16 protein-coding genes and 1 rRNA gene are annotated in these 16661 nt (G+C 64.1%); 9 read left to right on the forward strand and 8 right to left on the reverse strand.

Annotated features, from left to right (window positions below):
- The 4 genes from SOM28_RS20490 to mltA all read right to left on the reverse strand — a co-directional run.
- Positions 1 to 63 (reverse strand): 16S ribosomal RNA (locus SOM28_RS20490); the annotation flags it as partial.
- A gap of 445 nt (positions 64 to 508) precedes the next feature.
- The gene (locus tag SOM28_RS20495) at positions 509 to 2044 is read right to left on the reverse strand and encodes a phospholipase D family protein (protein WP_320469265.1); all 1536 of its coding nucleotides are present in this window, start codon (positions 2042 to 2044) and stop codon (positions 509 to 511) included.
- 3 nt (positions 2045 to 2047) lie between these two features.
- Positions 2048 to 2824: an enoyl-CoA hydratase gene (locus tag SOM28_RS20500; RefSeq protein WP_123071558.1), complete on the reverse strand. Its 777-nt coding sequence runs from the start codon at positions 2822 to 2824 to the stop codon at positions 2048 to 2050.
- Positions 2825 to 2942: 118 nt separating this feature from the next.
- Complete coding sequence (gene mltA / locus SOM28_RS20505; protein ID WP_123071557.1) at positions 2943 to 4187, reverse strand: murein transglycosylase A; 1245 nt, start codon at positions 4185 to 4187, stop codon at positions 2943 to 2945.
- Positions 4188 to 4206: 19 nt separating this feature from the next.
- Between mltA and SOM28_RS20510 the strand changes: the two genes are divergently transcribed.
- Positions 4207 to 4335 (forward strand): hypothetical protein, encoded by a 129-nt coding sequence (locus tag SOM28_RS20510; RefSeq protein WP_267874139.1) that lies wholly within the window; start codon positions 4207 to 4209, stop codon positions 4333 to 4335.
- Here SOM28_RS20510 and apaG read toward each other — a convergent pair whose 3' ends face one another.
- Positions 4336 to 4710, reverse strand: a complete 375-nt coding sequence (gene apaG, locus SOM28_RS20515) for a Co2+/Mg2+ efflux protein ApaG (protein WP_109345171.1) — start codon at positions 4708 to 4710, stop codon at positions 4336 to 4338.
- Between the two features lie 201 nt (positions 4711 to 4911).
- Between apaG and rpe the strand changes: the two genes are divergently transcribed.
- The 7 genes from rpe (at position 4912) to SOM28_RS20550 (ending at position 11213) form a co-directional block, all read left to right on the forward strand.
- Entirely contained in the window at positions 4912 to 5583 is a 672-nt protein-coding gene (rpe, locus tag SOM28_RS20520) for a ribulose-phosphate 3-epimerase (RefSeq protein ID WP_123071556.1), read from the forward strand.
- Positions 5583 to 6281 carry a phosphoglycolate phosphatase gene (gph, locus tag SOM28_RS20525; RefSeq protein ID WP_320469266.1) on the forward strand — a complete coding sequence of 233 codons (699 nt, stop codon included), beginning with the start codon at positions 5583 to 5585 and terminating at the stop codon, positions 6279 to 6281. Before rpe ends, gph begins: the two co-directional genes overlap by 1 nt.
- 211 nt (positions 6282 to 6492) lie before the next feature.
- Positions 6493 to 7989 carry an anthranilate synthase component I gene (gene trpE / locus SOM28_RS20530; protein WP_123071554.1) on the forward strand — a complete coding sequence of 499 codons (1497 nt, stop codon included), beginning with the start codon at positions 6493 to 6495 and terminating at the stop codon, positions 7987 to 7989.
- A gap of 1 nt (position 7990) precedes the next feature.
- A complete protein-coding gene (locus SOM28_RS20535; RefSeq protein WP_320469267.1) occupies positions 7991 to 8554 on the forward strand; it encodes an anthranilate synthase component II in 564 nt (187 codons plus the stop codon).
- A 206-nt stretch (positions 8555 to 8760) separates the two neighbouring features.
- Positions 8761 to 9798, forward strand: a complete 1038-nt coding sequence (trpD, locus tag SOM28_RS20540) for an anthranilate phosphoribosyltransferase (RefSeq protein WP_320469268.1) — start codon at positions 8761 to 8763, stop codon at positions 9796 to 9798.
- 19 nt (positions 9799 to 9817) lie between these two features.
- A complete protein-coding gene (gene trpC, locus SOM28_RS20545) occupies positions 9818 to 10618 on the forward strand; it encodes an indole-3-glycerol phosphate synthase TrpC (RefSeq protein WP_320469269.1) in 801 nt (266 codons plus the stop codon).
- A 91-nt stretch (positions 10619 to 10709) separates the two neighbouring features.
- Complete coding sequence (locus tag SOM28_RS20550; protein ID WP_320469270.1) at positions 10710 to 11213, forward strand: TonB C-terminal domain-containing protein; 504 nt, start codon at positions 10710 to 10712, stop codon at positions 11211 to 11213.
- 6 nt (positions 11214 to 11219) lie between these two features.
- On the opposite strand, the gene SOM28_RS20555 is transcribed toward SOM28_RS20550, so the two are convergent.
- The 3 genes from SOM28_RS20555 to SOM28_RS20565 form a co-directional block, all read right to left on the reverse strand.
- On the reverse strand, positions 11220 to 11654 hold the full coding sequence (locus tag SOM28_RS20555; RefSeq protein ID WP_123071560.1) for a MerC domain-containing protein: 435 nt from the start codon (positions 11652 to 11654) through the stop codon (positions 11220 to 11222).
- Positions 11655 to 11722: 68 nt separating this feature from the next.
- Positions 11723 to 13702: a TonB-dependent receptor gene (locus tag SOM28_RS20560; RefSeq protein ID WP_320469271.1), complete on the reverse strand. Its 1980-nt coding sequence runs from the start codon at positions 13700 to 13702 to the stop codon at positions 11723 to 11725.
- A 290-nt stretch (positions 13703 to 13992) separates the two neighbouring features.
- Entirely contained in the window at positions 13993 to 16101 is a 2109-nt protein-coding gene (locus tag SOM28_RS20565; protein WP_320469272.1) for a TonB-dependent receptor domain-containing protein, read from the reverse strand.
- Between the two features lie 149 nt (positions 16102 to 16250).
- Between SOM28_RS20565 and SOM28_RS20570 the strand changes: the two genes are divergently transcribed.
- A complete protein-coding gene (locus tag SOM28_RS20570) occupies positions 16251 to 16631 on the forward strand; it encodes a Fur family transcriptional regulator (protein WP_320469273.1) in 381 nt (126 codons plus the stop codon).
- Positions 16632 to 16661 lie beyond the last annotated feature (30 nt).

Genomic DNA, 16661 nt, shown 5'->3' on the forward strand with positions numbered 1-16661 from the left:
GACTTGCATGTGTAAAGCATGCCGCCAGCGTTCAATCTGAGCCAGGATCAAACTCTTCAGTTCAATCTCTGTTTGTTGACTCTTTCGAGTCACCCGTTATTGCTAACGGGGTCGCTCACTCAAAATACTGACCGTTACTTCATTGCTGAAGCAACGTATTTCTTTTTTGTGAACATTTGATAATTTAAGTAATCAAGAACGGAAGTTCCTGGCACCTTCATCAAACGCCCACACTTATCGACTGTTAATTTTTAAAGAACTTTATTCGGTACTGCATCTGCCGTTTGCTTCGAATCGTTGTGTTCGTCAGCAGCAGAGGAAAGAGAGTATGAAGTGTTTTTCGTTTTTCGTCAACCCCTTCGTTTCGCTTCGTCGCAGTTTTCACTGCTGACCTCATCACGCTAACCGTTTGATTTGGCTTGCGTTTTTCGGTCAGTGCCGAAGCGGAGGCGAACTATAGCAAACCGACTGCCGAGTCCGCAAGAGGGTGCGAAAGAAAGTGTGGCGGCTACAACAGCCAGTCGATCGGCAGCCAGGACAATGCCTTTACCGCGGCCCGCTTGAACCAGCTGGCCCCGGGCTCCGTCTCATGGCGAATCACCTGATCTCCGCGCCGTTCCAGCCAGACCACCGAACCACGATCATCGAGCTTTACTTCATAGGCGCGCGTCGGCAAGGTCCGGTCCAGCGTCTCGGTCAGGCGTGTCGCCAGGGCCGGGCTGTCGATCACCATCCCCATTTCGGTATTCAGGTGAATGGAACGCTGGTCGAAGTTGAACGATCCGACGAAGATCCGATTCCCGTCCACGCCAAAGGTCTTGGCATGCAAGCTGGCATCCGAACTGCCGATTCCGCTGCCGCTACCTCGCTTTCCCCGCGACGGCTCGTCGGTCGCCTCCCGACGCAGCTCATACAGTGTCACGCCCGACTCGAGCAGCGGCTTGCGCCATTTGGCATAGCCCGCATGCACAGCCGCGACGTCGGTCGCTTCGAGCGAATTGGTCAATATCCTGGTTCGGGTGCCTTTTTTGGCCAGGTCGACGAAAGCGGCGGCCCCCTCCTTGCCGGGAACGAAATACGGCGAGACGAGGTCCAGGCTGCGCTGCGGCTCGCCCAGGAGGTCCTTCAATTTGAAAGCGATATTCGCTTCCGGCGCCGCCGTCCCCATCACCTTGGCCGGATCGTCGCTGACGAACCTGGCGCGCGCCCACTCCAGCGGCAAGCTCCCCTCCACCAGTTGCTCGAGGAAGGCCGAACGCTTGATCGCTTCTATATAGGCCTGCGCTTCGGCATCGGGTTTCAAGGCCGGCGCGGCGACGGCGTCCGGCGCCAGCAGCACCAGCGGGTAGGCGGATGGACTGTTCCAATACAGGTCGAAGTCGTCCGAAACGGCACGTACCACCGGGCCGGCGGCAATGACGTCGAGGTCGGCGAACGAGATTTCGCCAGCCGCACCGAAATACTCGTCGCCCACATTGCGCCCGCCAATGATCGTGACCTGGTTATCGGCGGTGAACGATTTATTGTGCATGCGCCGGTTCAGGCGCATGAAATCGGCGGCCATGCCGGCCGCCCGCACTGAACGGATGCCGTTCGGATTGAACAACCGTACCTCGATCATCGGATGCGCGTCGAGGGCAGCCAGCGCCCCGTCGAGCCCAGCCGTATTGTTATCGTCGAGCAGAAGCCGCACACGTACGCCGCGCTCTGCCGCGCTCCTGAGCGCGTCGAACATCAATCGGCCGGTGGTGTCGTCACGCCAGATATAGTATTGGACGTCCAGGCTGCGGTCGGCAGCCTGCGCCAGCACGGCGCGCGCGGCGAAGGCGTCGCGCCCATCCGCAAGGGCGTGGATGCCGGCCAGGCCGGGATGGGCCATCGTCAGGGGCATGAGCGCCTTGCCGAGACGCGTATCGTCGGTGTCGACAATCGCCGTGCTCGCCACCCTGCCCTCCAGCGGCGGCAGCGACGAGCAACTCGTCAACGCCAGGGACAGCGCCAGCAGCGCCCCCGGCAATACCAGCCACACCCTGCGCGCGCCCATCGATTACAGCCCTTCGAAGTCCGGCTTGCGCTTTTCTAGAAAGGCCGACATGCCTTCTTTCTGGGCAGGCGTGCCGAAACCGGCGTGGAAATAGCGGCGCTCGTAGGCCACGCCCTGGCTCAGGGTCGTCTCATACGCCTGATTGACGCAATCCTTGATCTGCATCGCCACCGACACCGGCATCTCGGCGATGCCCTGGGCGATCTTGATCGACTCTTCCATCACCTCGGCCGCCGGGTACACGCGCGACACCAGGCCGGTACGCTCGGCTTCAAGCGCGTCGATCATGCGCGTGGTGAGCAGCATGTCCATCGCCTTCGACTTGGAAATCGCGCGCGGCAGGCGCTGGGTGCCGCCTGCGCCAGGGGTGACGCCGACCTTGATTTCTGGCTGGCCGAATTTGGCGCTGTCGGCGGCGATCAGGAAATCGCACATCATCGCCAGCTCGCAACCGCCACCCAGGCAATAACCCGAGACCACGCCGATGACCGGCTTGCGGATGTCGAGGATGTGCTCCCAGTTACGGCCGATGTAGTTATTGCCGTAGGTTTCCTGGTAATCGTAGTTGGCCATCGCGGCGATATCGGCGCCCGCCGCGAACGCCTTCTCGCTGCCCGTCAGCACGATCACATTGATCGCCGGATCCTTGTCGAACTTGCGCAGGGCCTCGCCCAGCTCGTTCATCATATTGTCGTTCAGCGCATTCATCGCCTTCGGACGGTTCAGACGCACCACGACAACCTTGCCATGGTTCTCGATCAACAGGTCAGCATATTCCATATCACACCCTTATTTGGTTAATCACGACTCTGCGATTCTAGCGCTTTACGCGCACGTCAAGTCGAGCGGGTTGTTGAGTCAGGGTAGATACGCTGCAAATGATCTGCCGGACGCAAGCCTAGCGGGCCGTGTCCGGCGCCGCTGCCTTGGGCAGCAGCACCCACAACGAACCCTGCTGCTTCATCAGGCCCGCGTTCTCGGTCGCCTCCGGCCCGAAGCCGAAGAAGAAGTCGGCCCGCACCGCGCCGCGGATGGCGCCGCCCACGTCCTGCCCCATCACCAGGCGCTGCAGCGGCGCGCCATCCTTGGGCATGGTGGTCGACAGCCAGACCGGCGCGCCCAGCGGCAGGATGCTGCGATCGATCGCGATCGAGCGGCCCGGCGTGAGCGGCACGTTCAGTGCACCGCGCGGGCCGGCGTTCGGATCCGTCACCTTCTGCTCGGTGAAGAAAATATAACTGGCGTTCACGTTCAGCACTTCCTGGCGGCGCGCCGGATTGGCCGCAAGCCAGGCGCGGATCGACTGCGCCGACACCTGGTCGGGGCTCAATATGCCCTGCTCCACGAACCAGCGCCCGATCGCCTTATATGGATGGCCATTCTGGTCGGCATAGCCGACGCGCACCGTGCCGCCGCCCTCGAGCTGCACGCGGCCCGAGCCCTGCACCTCGAGGAAGAAGGCCTCCACCGGATCGTTCACCCACAGCAGTTCCCTGCCCTTCAGTGGCGCGCGGTCGATCTCGGCGCGACTGTAATAAGGCACCAGCGACTTGCCGGACAGCCGCCCGCGCAGGCGCCGGTTCTGCAGGTCGGGATAGATGCCGCCCAGGTCGACCGTGATCAGGTCGTCCGGCACCCGGTACAACGGGGTCTGGTAAGCGCCGCCGCGCTTGCGCGAACCGTACAGCATCGCCTCGTAGTAGCCGGTGATCATGCCGGTGTCGCTGCCGTCGGGATTGCGCACCTGGTTGGGCACGAAATACGTCTCGAAGAAGCGGCGCACCGCCGCCGTATCGCCGGCATCGACCGAGCGCGCCGCCACGCATGGCGTCTTCCACTCGGCCGCGCGCGTGGCCAGCACGCTGCACGACTGCTGGAAGGCCGGCCAGGCCTGGCGCACGTCGTCCTGCTGCCAGCCGGGCAGCGCCTCGAAACTCACCGGCGTCAGGGGCGGCGTCGGTGCGGGCGGAGGTTCGGGTGCAGGCGCCGGCTGCTCGGTGGGCGGCGTTGGCGGCACCACTACCGGCCCTACCGGCGGCGGCATCGTGATGGGCGGCTGTTCCGGCTGCGGCGTACTCGAGCAGGCGCTCAGCAGGCAGACGAAGGCGATCAGGGAAGGTACACTGCGGCGTGTCGTATACATAAAAGGCATGGAGACGAAAATGTGGATCCTGATGGTGGAAGCCGGCGTGGCGCTGTTCCTGCTCGTATTTATCGTCTGGTGGACCATGTTCGCCGGCCGCAAGGACGTCGACCGCAAGGACGACGACAGCAGCGACAAGCGGCCCTGATCAGTGCAGCGAACGTGGCGGCGACAGCACGAATTCGGGAATCGGGGTCTCGAAGCGATGGCCATCCTCGGCCACGCAGAAGTATTCGCCGCGCATCGAGCCCTGGGCGGTGCCGAGCTGGGTGCCGCTGGTGTACTCGAACTGTTCGCCCGGCTGCAGCAGCGGCTGGTGGCCGACCACGCCCAGCCCGCGCACTTCCTGCATCTGGTTGTTGGCGTCAAGGATCACCCAATGGCGTGAGATGAGCTGGGCCGCGATGCTGCCGGTGTTCTTGATCGTGATCGCGTAGCTGAACACGAACTGGCTCCGGTCAGGGTCGGACTGCTCCGGCAGGTATTGCGTTCTGACGGTAACAGTGAAATCGTAGGCGGGCATCGGGTTTCCTTGGATGATCATTAACAAGGCCGCGGCACTCTGGGCGGCGGCCGGCGCGCCGTGTGGCGCAAACAACAATAATGATACCGCCTGCGGCCCGATCCCGGCGCTGCAAGCGGGAAGAACGGGCCGCAAGACGCCAACCCGGGCCCCGACCGGCGTAGAATAGCGGCTTCTTGTTCAATCCCGCCCCATCGTCCCATGACCACCTACCGCATCGCTCCCAGCATCCTGTCCGCCGATTTCGCCCGCCTGGGCGAGGAAGTGCGCAACGTCGTCGCCGCCGGCGCCGACATCATCCACTTCGACGTGATGGACAACCACTACGTCCCGAACCTGACCATCGGCCCGCTGGTGTGCCAAGCGATCCGCCCGCATGTGGACGTGCCGATCGACGTGCACCTGATGGTCAAGCCGGTGGACCGCATCATCCCCGATTTCGCCAAGGCCGGCGCCAACATCATCACCTTCCACCCCGAGGCTTCGGAACACATCGACCGCACCCTGCAACTGATCCGCGACCACGGCTGCAAGGCCGGCTTGGTGTTCAACCCGGGCACGCCCATGCACTACCTGGAACACGTGATGGACAAGATCGACATGATCCTGATCATGTCGGTCAACCCGGGCTTCGGCGGCCAGTCCTTCATCCCCGAAGCACTGAAGAAGATCGCGATCGCGCGCCGCATGATCGATGAATCGGGCCGCGACATCATGCTGGAAGTCGATGGCGGCATCAAGGCCGAGAACATCGCCGCCGCCGCCGCCGCGGGCGCCGACACCTTCGTCGCCGGCTCGGCCATCTTCGGCAAGCCTGACTACAAGGCCGTGATCGACGCCATGCGCGCTGAGTTGGCGACGGTGGGTAAATAATGCGGGCCGGCGCAGCAGGCATCCGGGCCGCCATCGTCGACCTCGACGGCACCATGCTCGACACGGTGCCCGACTTCGAAGCGGCCCTGAACGGCATGCGCGCCGACCTGGGCCTGGGTCCCATCACCCAGGCCGTCATCAAGCCGCTGGTCGGCAAGGGCTCCGAAAAGCTGGTGCGCGATGCGCTCCTGCTCGACTGGGACGCGGCGCGCGTGGAAGCCGTGTACGAAGAAGCGATCGCCGGCTACCAGCGTCACTACCTCGCCATCAACGGCGACCGCAGCACGCTGTTCGACGGTGTGCTCGAGGGCCTGCAAGCCATGCGCGACCTCGGCCTGCGCCTGGTATGCGTGACCAACAAGCCCGTCGCTTTCACGCTTCCATTGCTCGAGCAGAAAGGCCTGGCGCCCTACTTCGAGCAGGTGTTCGGCGGCGATTCGTTCGCGAAGAAGAAACCGGACCCGATGCCGATGCTTGGCGCCTGCGCCGCGCTCGACCTGCCGCCGGGCTGTGTGGTGGCGATCGGCGACTCGTCCAACGATGCCGAAAGCGCCCGTGGCGCGGGTTGCTTCGTGTTGACCGTCCCATATGGTTATAACCACGGACGCCCTGTACAAGAAATTCAATCCGATGGTATAGTTGATTCGCTACTGGATGCGGCGCGCCTCATCGGCGCCCATAATTCGGCGGCTCTTTAATCAGACACCTACTTATCTATACATGTTTTTCACCAAAAAACACACTGTCAACCAAACCGGTGCCCTTGAGGCCTGGCTTTGGCGACGCTGGCAATCCTGGGCTAACTAAGCCGTATCGATTGCTGCCGGGTGCGTTCGTTTGCACACTTCCCCCGGCAGGTTTTTTGAAGTACACCACCGCCCCACCATATCCGGGCGGCACGGAGAAAACATGACCGAACTCGAATTCAAGTCGCTGGCCAACCAGGGCTACAACCGCATTCCACTGATCGCGGAAGCCTTCGCCGACCTCGAAACCCCGCTCACGCTCTACCTCAAGCTGGCCCAGTCCCAGCACACCGGCAAGAACACCTTCCTGCTGGAGTCGGTGGTGGGCGGCGAGCGCTTCGGCCGCTACTCCTTCATCGGCCTGCCGGCCCACACGCTGCTGCGCACCACCGGCAACCTCACCGAAATCGTCCGCAACGACGAAGTGATCGAGACGCACGAGGGCAATCCGCTCGACTTCATCGAGCAATTCCAGGCGCGCTTCAAGGTGGCCCTGCGTCCCGGCCTGCCGCGCTTCTGCGGCGGCCTGGCCGGCTACTTCGGCTACGACACGGTGCGCCACATCGAGCGCAAGCTGGCCGACACCGCCCCGCGCGACGAACTGGGCCTGCCGGACATCCAGCTGATGGTGACCGAAGAACTGGCGGTGATCGACAACCTGTCGGGCAAGCTGTACCTGATCGTGTACGCCGACCCAGGCCAGCCAGAAAGTTATTCGCGCGGCCGCCAGCGCCTGAAAGACTTGCGCATGATGCTGCGCCGGAGCGTCGACGCGCCGGTCACCTCGAGCTCGGTGCGTACCGAAGCGGTGCGCGACTTCAGCAAGGAAGACTATCTGAAGGCCGTCGCGAAAGCCCATGAATACGTGATGGCCGGCGACCTGATGCAGGTGCAGATCGGCCAGCGCATCCGCAAGCCCTACGTCGATTCGCCGCTGTCGCTGTACCGCTCGCTGCGCTCGCTGAACCCGTCGCCGTATATGTACTACTACAACTTCGGCGACATGCAGATCGTCGGCGCCTCGCCCGAGATTTTGGTGCGCAACGAGCTCTCGCTAGACGCCGGCCGCAAAGTCACCCTGCGCCCGATCGCCGGCACCCGCGGCCGCGGTGCGACGCCCGAGCAGGATGCGGCGCTGGCCGAAGAACTGCTGAACGATCCGAAGGAAGTCGCCGAGCACGTGATGCTGATCGACCTGGCGCGCAACGACATCGGCCGCATCGCCGACATCGGCTCGGTCAAAGTCACCGACCGCATGGTCATCGAAAAATACTCGCACGTGCAGCACATCGTCTCCAACGTCGAGGGCAAGCTGAAAGACGGCATGTCGAACCTCGACGTGCTGCGCGCGACCTTCCCGGCCGGCACGCTCACCGGCGCGCCGAAAGTACGGGCGATGGAAGTGATCGATGAGCTGGAACCCGTGAAGCGCGGCATCTACGGCGGCGCCTGCGGCTACCTGAGCTTCGGCGGCGAGATGGACGTCGCCATCGCGATTCGCACCGGCGTGATCAAGGACGGCAACCTGTACGTGCAGGCCGCGGCCGGCATCGTGGCCGACTCGATCCCCGAGATGGAATGGCAAGAAACTGAAAAGAAAGCGCGCGCCGTGCTGCGCGCGGCCGAGCAAGTGCAAGATGGCCTGGATGGGGAGTTCTGACATGCTGCTAATGATCGACAACTACGACTCGTTCACCTACAACATCGTGCAGTACTTCGGCGAACTGGGTGAAGACGTGCGCACCGTGCGCAACGACGAGATCACAATCGAACAGATCGCAGCATTGAGGCCGGACCGCATCTGCATCTCGCCGGGCCCGAAGGCGCCGAAGGACGCCGGCATCTCGCTCGATATCCTGCGCGAATTCAAGGGCAAGCTGCCGATCCTGGGCGTGTGCCTTGGCCACCAGGCGATCGGCGAAGCTTTCGGCGGCAATGTGATCCGCGCCAAGCAGGTCATGCACGGCAAGACCTCGAGCATCGCCCACATCGGCGAAGGCGTGTTCACTGACCTGCCCAGCCCTTTTACCGTCATCCGCTACCACTCGTTGGCGATTGAACGTTCCTCGCTGCCGTCCTGCCTCGAAGTGACGGCGTGGACCGACGACGGCGAGATCATGGGCGTACGCCACAAGGACTACGACATCGAGGGCGTGCAATTCCACCCCGAATCGATCCTGTCCGAGCACGGTCACGCCCTGTTCAAAAATTTCCTGACGCGCTAAGCGCGCGCTTGAAGTCGCTGCACGCACGCCGACACGTCACCGAACACCCGCGTCCCCAGCACGTCATTCCCGCGAAGGCGGGAATCCAAGTCCTCTCCGCAACCCGGTAATTATTGAATACCGGGTACGCAACGAACTTAGGTTCCCGCCTCCGCGGGAACGACGGCTCAAGCGCTAGCGAATACTGAAACCCTACTGGAACCGCCATGCCGATCACCCCACAAGAAGCGCTGCTGCGCTGTATCGAACACCGCGAGATCTTCCACGACGAGATGCTGCATCTGTTCCGCCAGATCATGGCGGGAGAGATGTCGCCGACCATGGTCGCGGCCCTGACCATGGGCCTGCGGGTCAAGAAGGAAACCATCGGCGAGATAACCGCCGCCGCCCAGGTGATGCGCGAGTTCTCGTCCAAGGTGCCGATGGCCGACACCACCCACCTGCTCGACATCGTCGGCACCGGCGGCGACGGCGCCAACACCTTCAATATCTCGAGCGCCTCGATGTTCGTGGCCGCCGCCGCCGGCGCGCGCGTGGCCAAGCATGGCGGCCGCAGCGTCTCGTCCTCGTCCGGCAGCGCCGACGTGATCGAGGCTTTCGGCGCCCACATCGACCTGAAGCCCGAGCAGATCGCCCAGTCGATCGCCCAGACCGGCATTGGCTTCATGTTCGCTCCCAACCACCACGCGGCCATGAAGCACGTGGCGCCGGTGCGGCGCGAACTGGGCGTGCGCAGCATCTTCAACATCCTCGGGCCGCTGACCAATCCGGCCGGCGCACCCAACATCCTGATGGGCGTGTTCCACCCCGACCTGGTCGGCATCCAGGTGCGCGTGCTGCAGCGCCTCGGCGCCGAGCATGCGGTGGTGGTGTGGGGCCGCGACAATATGGACGAAGTCTCGCTCGGCGCCGGCACCCTGGTCGGTGAGCTGGTCAACGGCGAGATCCGCGAATACGAGATCCACCCGGAAGACTTCGGCCTGTCGATGATCTCGAGCCGCAACCTCAAGGTGAGCAATGCCGAGGAGTCGAAGGCGCGTATACTGGAAGCGCTGCGCGGCGAGCCGGGTCCGGCGCACGACATCGTGGCCCTGAATGCCGGCACCGCGCTGTATGCGGCCGGCGTGACCGATTCGATCGAAGCCGGCCTGCAAAAAGCGCGCGAAGCGATCGCCTCCGGCGCCGCCATCGCCAAGCTGGAGCAGTTCGTCCAGGTCACGCGCCAGCTCGGCGCCGTCAATTAAACGTATTGCGAGAGCATCGATGTCCGACATCCTCAACAAGATCCTGGCCGTGAAGGCCGACGAAGTGGCCGCAGCGCGCAAGCACCGCGACCTGTATAGCCTGCGCAGCGAGGTCGAAAGCGACCGCGACGCACGCGCCGCCCTGCGCGGTTTCGAAGCAGGCCTGCGCGCCAAGATCGCTGCTGGCCAGGCCGGCGTGATCGCCGAAGTCAAGAAAGCCTCACCGTCGAAAGGCGTGCTGCGCCCCGACTTCCAGCCGGCTGCGATCGCACAGAGCTACGCCGAACACGGCGCGGCCTGCCTGTCGGTGCTGACCGACGTCCAGTTCTTCCAGGGTTCGACCGACTACCTGAAGCAGGCGCGCGCCGCCTGTGCCCTGCCGGTGCTGCGCAAGGATTTCATGGTCGACCCGTATCAAGTGTATGAAGCACGCGCGATGGGCGCCGATGCGATCCTGTTGATCGTGGCGGCGCTCGACCACGGCCTGATGGCGGAACTGGAAGCCTGCGCCATGGACCTCGGCATGGACGTGCTGGTCGAAGTGCACGACGGCGATGAACTCGATGCCGCGCTCAAGCTCAAGACGCCGCTGCTGGGCATCAACAACCGCAACCTGCGCACCTTCGACGTCACCCTCGACACCACGCTGGGCCTGCTGCCGCGCATCCCGAAGGACCGCCTGGTGGTGACCGAATCGGGCATCCTCGGCACGGGCGATGTGCAGCGCATGCGCGAAGCCGACGTCCACGCCTTCCTGGTCGGCGAAGCCTTCATGCGCGCGGAAAATCCTGGCCGCGAACTGCAGCGCCTGTTCGCCTGAAGTAAAGGAACGGTAGAGGAACTCCGGATGCACGGATGGGTCGAACTGGTACGCCAATACCGGCGCGACCTGCGACTGTCCTGCATCCGCCATGAAGAACTCTTATCGCAGCATCTTCGTCTTTTTCTCACTGGTCGTGCTCGCGGCCCTCGCAGCATGCGGCACGTCGACCCAGCCACCGGCGCCGGCGCCACAAGCCTCAGTGGTGACCATTCCGCTGACACCGATCCCAGCCCCTCCGCCAACGCGCACGCTCGACGCCTATAAAGCCGACGTCGCGCGCCACGTCATGCAGCGCAATCCAGAAAGAGTGTTCGAGGGAGAATTGCCGCCCATGCTGCCAGCGGTGGTGGTGCTGAACATCACGGTCGATCGAGCGGGCCAACTGACCGACGTCCAGGTGCAGCGCTCGCGCGACCAGGGCGCCTCCGAGGTCGCGCTGGCCTCGCTGCGCCGCAGCGGTCCGCTGCCGCCACCCGATGGACTGGGGCCGGCACATGCCGACCTGATGACGTTTTCCGAGACCTTCCTGTTTGGCGAGCGTTACCGCTTCCAGCTGCGCACGCTGGCGGGGCCGCAGCGCGCAGGCTTGTAGTCTGGATTAGTGAGGGTGGCAGGATGCCGGCGCCGGATGGCCGGCGGCGTCCTGTGCGCGAGCGCCGCAACGCTTGCAGTGACGGCGGTTGCGCAGGTGCGCATACAGCAGCATGAAGCCGCTGATGACGGCCAATACCGCTTCGGCGGTTTCGCCGAACAGCGGGCTGACGACGAAGACGGCGCCCAAGAAGATCGCCAGGCCGGCGCAGCCGACCAGCAAGGTGGTCTTGTCGCGATGCTTCAGGTAGCCAGGCACCAGCGCCAGCAAGACCGGCAAGGTGATCGCCGCGATCAGCGTGTCGTGGAAGGTGTCGTGCACGTGGGCCAGTCCGAGCATCGGAAACGCCAGGATCACGAGCGGCATGGCCATGCAGTGCAGCAGGCACAGGATCGATGCCGCCATGCCGGCGACATCGCCGTATTTGATCAGGGATTTCATGAACCCTGTTCCTTTCTTTAAAACCGGCTTCGCGAGAAGAGTCCGCGACGCCGGTGGATTGGGTTCGTTTAGAACAGTACGCGCAGGCCGGCCGTCAGGTTACGGCCGGTGAGCGGTGCATAGTCCTTGATGAACGAGGTGTGGCTGTAAGCCAGGCGATCGGTCACATTGTTCAGGCGCAGGTACAGTTGTGCCGGCAGCGTGCCGATGCGGGTCGAATAGTGCGTGCTGAGGTTCAGCGTGGTGTAGCCGGGCGTCTCGGTTTCGAACTCGGCGATCTTGTCCTGCTTGCCCACGCGGACCAACTCGGCCAGGCCATTCCAGGCGCCCCAGTCGCCTTCGAGCTTGACGCCGATGCGGTGCGCCGGGGTGCGCGGGATGTCGCGGCTGCCCGGGCCTTCGTCGAAGCGGGCGCGGACATAATCGCCGAACAGGGTCGTCTTCCACACCGACGACAAGTTATGCGCAACCTCGCCTTCCAGGCCGGTGAAGGTGGCGTCGCGCTGGGCGTAGTTGATCAGCTGCAGGCCCTGGAACTCACCGCGCGTCTGCGAATAGATGTAGTCGCCGATGCGGTTGTGGAAGGCGCTGAGCGAAAAGGTGGTGCGGCCGGCGAACTTGCGCAGGGTCAGGTCGAGGTTGTTCGACGTTTCCTTGACCAGGTTCGGGTTACCGATCTCATAGGTGTTGGTCGCCAGGTGCGGGCCGTCCGCGAACAATTCTTCGGCGGTCGGCAGGCGGTGCGTGTGCGACAGCGAGGTGCCCAGCGAGTATTCCGGCGCGAATTTCCAGACCGCGCCGACCGACAGCGAGGTGCCGCGCGTGTGGCTGTCGGGCTTGTCCACCTCGACGTCGACGTCCTGCCATTCATGGCGTGCGGCGGCCTCGAAGCGCACATTGCCCAGCTTGTATTCCTCGGTCAGGAAGGCCGCATGCTTTTTGGTCAGGGTCGGCGGCACATAGGCCTCGGCGCCGATGGCCGAGAAATCGCGGCGCGTGGTCTGCAGGCCGAACACGCCATGCCAGCCCGCAATCGGCGCATGCACGAATTCCAGGCGGCCGTCGTGGCCCTTGTTCTTGAAGGTGGTGGCGACCGCGCTACCCTCGACCTCGTCGTGGATGTAGTCGGTGAACGAGGCGCGCAGGCGCACGCGCTCGATGCCGGCCACCGGATTGCGGTATTCGCCGCGCACGTCCCAGCGCTCGCTATCGAGGTCCACCACCGGCGCCTCGATCTCGCCCGCCTCGTTCTCGAAGCCGTGGCCCGGCAGGCCGTACTTGCCGCGCTCCTTGGTGAAGGCGGCGCCCAGGTAGCCATCCTTGCCGACCCAGGACAGGCCGACGGTGCCGGTCTCGGTTTCCTTGTAGCTGCCCGGGACGCGGCGGCCGCCTTCCCAATCCTTGCCGACACGGTAATCGTCGGCATCGCGCTTGACGCCTTCGAGGTGCAGGGCCAGGTTGCTGCCGGCGGCCACGGTGAACTCCGCCGCGCCGGTCTTTTCGCGCGCCGCCGAATTGGCGCGCACTTCGGCGCTGCCTTCCAGGCCGTTCTCGGGCATCGCGGTCGGCACTTTGCGGTCGATGATGTTCACCACGCCGCCGACGGCGCCGCCGCCATAGGCCAGGGCTGACGGGCCGCGCAATACTTCGATGCGCTCTGCCAGGACAGGTTCAAAGGCAACAGCGTGATCGGGGCTGATGGTGGACGCATCCTGGATCTCGGAACCGTCGGACAGGATCTTCACGCGCGGGCCATCCATGCCGCGGATGATCGGACGGCTGGCGCCGGCGCCGAAGTGGCTCGATGTAATGCCCGGCATGCTCGACAAGGTTTCGCCCAGGGTCGACTGACGGGTCCGCACCAGCTCATTGCCGCCGATCGACGTCACCGGCGTGACCATATCGTCGCTGGCTACGCCGAGCCCACTGGCGGACACGACGACAGTCGCAGGGGCCGCGGTCGATTGCGCATGGGCGGCCAACGGCGCGCCAAGCGCCAGCATGCAGGCCAGTGCGAGCGGCGTGCGCTTGCCGGTGAAGTCAGTCATGGGAATCCTTGGTCGTCGAATGCGCCGTGGTGACAATGGTGCACCATAAGCAGAATCTAATGATAACCGATTATCGTTAAGGATTCAACGCAGCGCAGCAATTGTGTGCAGCTATAAAACGGCTGTACACCATCAACGTCGTTCTATCGGCACCATAAATACGTCGTCCCCGCGCAGGCGGGGACCCAAGTCCTTCGCGCAGCCACTACGCTCTACGTAGTCGCGACGCTGGAAAACTTGGGTCCCCGCCTGCGCGGGGACGACGTGCTTGGGCTAACGGTGAACGGTGATCAGAAAATGACGCGAATACCCGCCGTCAGATTACGCCCGGTCAGCGGCGCCGCATTCTTGATGAACGAAGTGTGGCTAAACGCCAGTTCGTCCGTCAGGTTGTTCAGGCGCGCATAGAACTGCGTCGGCACGCCGCCAATGCGGGTCGAGTAGTGGGCGCCGACGTTGAGCATATTGTAGCCGGCGGTCTCGGTCTCGTAGTCGGCCAGCTTGTCCTGCTTGCCCACGCGGTAGAACTCGACCATGCCGTGCCACTGGTTCCAGTCGCCGTCCAGCTTGACGCCGAGGCGCGAAGCCGGGATGCGCGGCAGGTTGCGGCTGCCCTCGCCCTCGTCAAAACGGGCGCGCACGTAGTCGCCGAACACGGTCGCGCTGATCGCCGGGGTCAGCTTCTGGCGAATTTCTCCTTCCAGGCCGGTGAAGGTGGCGTCGCGCTGGGCGTATTCCACCAGCTGGAAGCCTTCGTGGTTGTCCAGCGTGTGCGCGTAGATGTAGTTGTCGACGCGGTTGTGGAAGGCGCTGACCGAGAAGGTGGTGTCGCCTTCGAATTTGCGTAGGGTCAGGTCGACGTTGTTCGAGGTTTCCTTGTCCAGGTCCTGGTTGCCGACTTCATAGGTAGCGGTGGCCAGGTGCACGCCGTCGGCGTACAGTTCTTCGGCGGTCGGCAGGCGGTGGCTGCGCGACAGGGAGGCGCGCAGCGAGTATTGCGGCGCCAGCTTCCAGACCGCGCCGACCGAGGCCGAGGTGCCGCGCGCATCGGTGTCGCGCAGGCCCGGGGCATCGACCTCGATGTCCTGCCATTCGTGGCGGAGGCCAGCCTCGAAGCGCCAGTTCTCGAGCTTGTACTCCTCGGTCAGGAAGGCGGCGTGCTTCTTGGTGAGCGTCGGCGGCACATAGGCTTCCTCGCCGATTGCGGAGAAGTCGCGGCGCGTGGTCTGCAGGCCGAACACGCCGCGCCAGCCGGCCAGCGGCGCATGCACCGCTTCCAGGCGGGCGTCGTGGCCCTTGTTGCGGAACGAGGTCGAGACGACGTTGTCTTCCAGCTCGTCGTGGACGTAGTCGGTGAACGAGGCGCGCATGCGCACGCGCTCAATGCCGGCCACCGGGTTGCGGTACTCGCCGCGGATGTCCCAGCGTTCGCTGTCGAGCTTCACGACCGGCACTTCGCCGTGCTCATGATCATGGTCGTGATCGTGGCCTTCTTCGCCGTGCTCGTCATGGTCATGGCCCTCTTCCTCTTCGTGGCCGCCGCAGTGCAGGTGCGAGCCATGCGGGTGGCAGCTCTCGAACTCGTGGCCGTGGCCCGGGATGCCGTATTCGGTGCGCTCCTTGGTGAAGGCGGCGCCGATATAACCGTTCTTGCCGATCCACGACAGGCCGACGGTGCCGGTCTCGGATTCCTTGTAGCTGCCGTTCACGTGGCGGCCTTCGCTCCAGTCCTTGCCGACGCGGTACTCGTCCGCATCGCGCTTGACGCCTTCCAGGTGCAGGGCCAGGTTGCTGCCGGCGGCGGTGGTGAATTCGAAGGCGCCGGTCTTTTCGCGCGCCGCCGAGTTGGCGCGTACTTCGGCGCTGCCTTCCAGGCCCTTCTCGGGCATCGCGGTCGGGATCTTGCGGTCGAGGATGTTCACTACGCCGCCCACCGCGCCGCCGCCATAGGCCAGGGCCGACGGGCCGCGCAGCACTTCGATGCGCTCGGCCAAAACAGGTTCAAAAGCGACGGCGTGGTCGGGGCTGATGGTCGAGGCGTCCTGGATCTCGGCGCCGTCGGACAGGATCTTCACGCGCGGGCCGTCCATGCCGCGGATCACCGGACGGCTGGCGCCGGCGCCGAAGTGGCTCGAGGTGATGCCGGGCTGGTGGGCCAGGGTTTCGCCCAGGGTCGATTCGCGGGCGCGCACCAGTTCACTGCCGCCGAGCGAAGTCACCGGGGTGATCATGTCGTCGTGGACCACGCCCAGGGCACTGGCGGACACGACCACGGTCGGCACGCTGTCCGGATCCGAAGCCGCACGGCTCGTCGTCTGGGCCTGGACGGCCAGGGGCGCGCCAAAGGCCAGCATCAGCGCCAGGGTCAGCGGTGTGCGCTTGCAGGAAAAGTGAGACATGGTGGTTCCTCGAAATGATTGAACGGCAGGATGCATATAAAGCCGATAACGATAATCCGTTATCATTAACAGTGAAATGATAAGGCATTATCATTAAGCATTCAACCGCTTTTTGATCCTGGTGCGCGCTTTGAGGTATCCTTCGGCCTATGCAACGCAATACACGTCAAAAAACCGCCATCCTGCATGCGATCGAGCATGCGCAGCGCCCGTTATCGCCACAGGAGATCCTGGACGAAGCCAGCCGCGAGGTCAGCCAGCTGGGCATGGCGACCGTGTACCGCAACCTGAAGTCGCTGGTGGACGACGGCGCGCTCAAGGTCGTCACCCTGCCGGGCGAAGGCGCGCGCTACGAGTCGACCAGCGCCGCCGAACACCACCATCATCACTTCCAGTGCACCGTCTGCCAGCGCGTATTCGACGTGCACGCCTGCCCCGGCGACATCGAGCACATGGCGCCGAAAGGCTTTAGCGTCGAAAGTCACGAGCTGACCCTGTACGGCCGCTGCGTCGACTGCCTCAAGTCCTGAACAACCGCACAAAAACAAAAACGGCCGGCG

This window comes from Massilia sp. CFBP9026 (genome assembly GCF_034045165.1).
Lineage (GTDB): Bacteria > Pseudomonadota > Gammaproteobacteria > Burkholderiales > Burkholderiaceae_D > Telluria > Telluria arenae.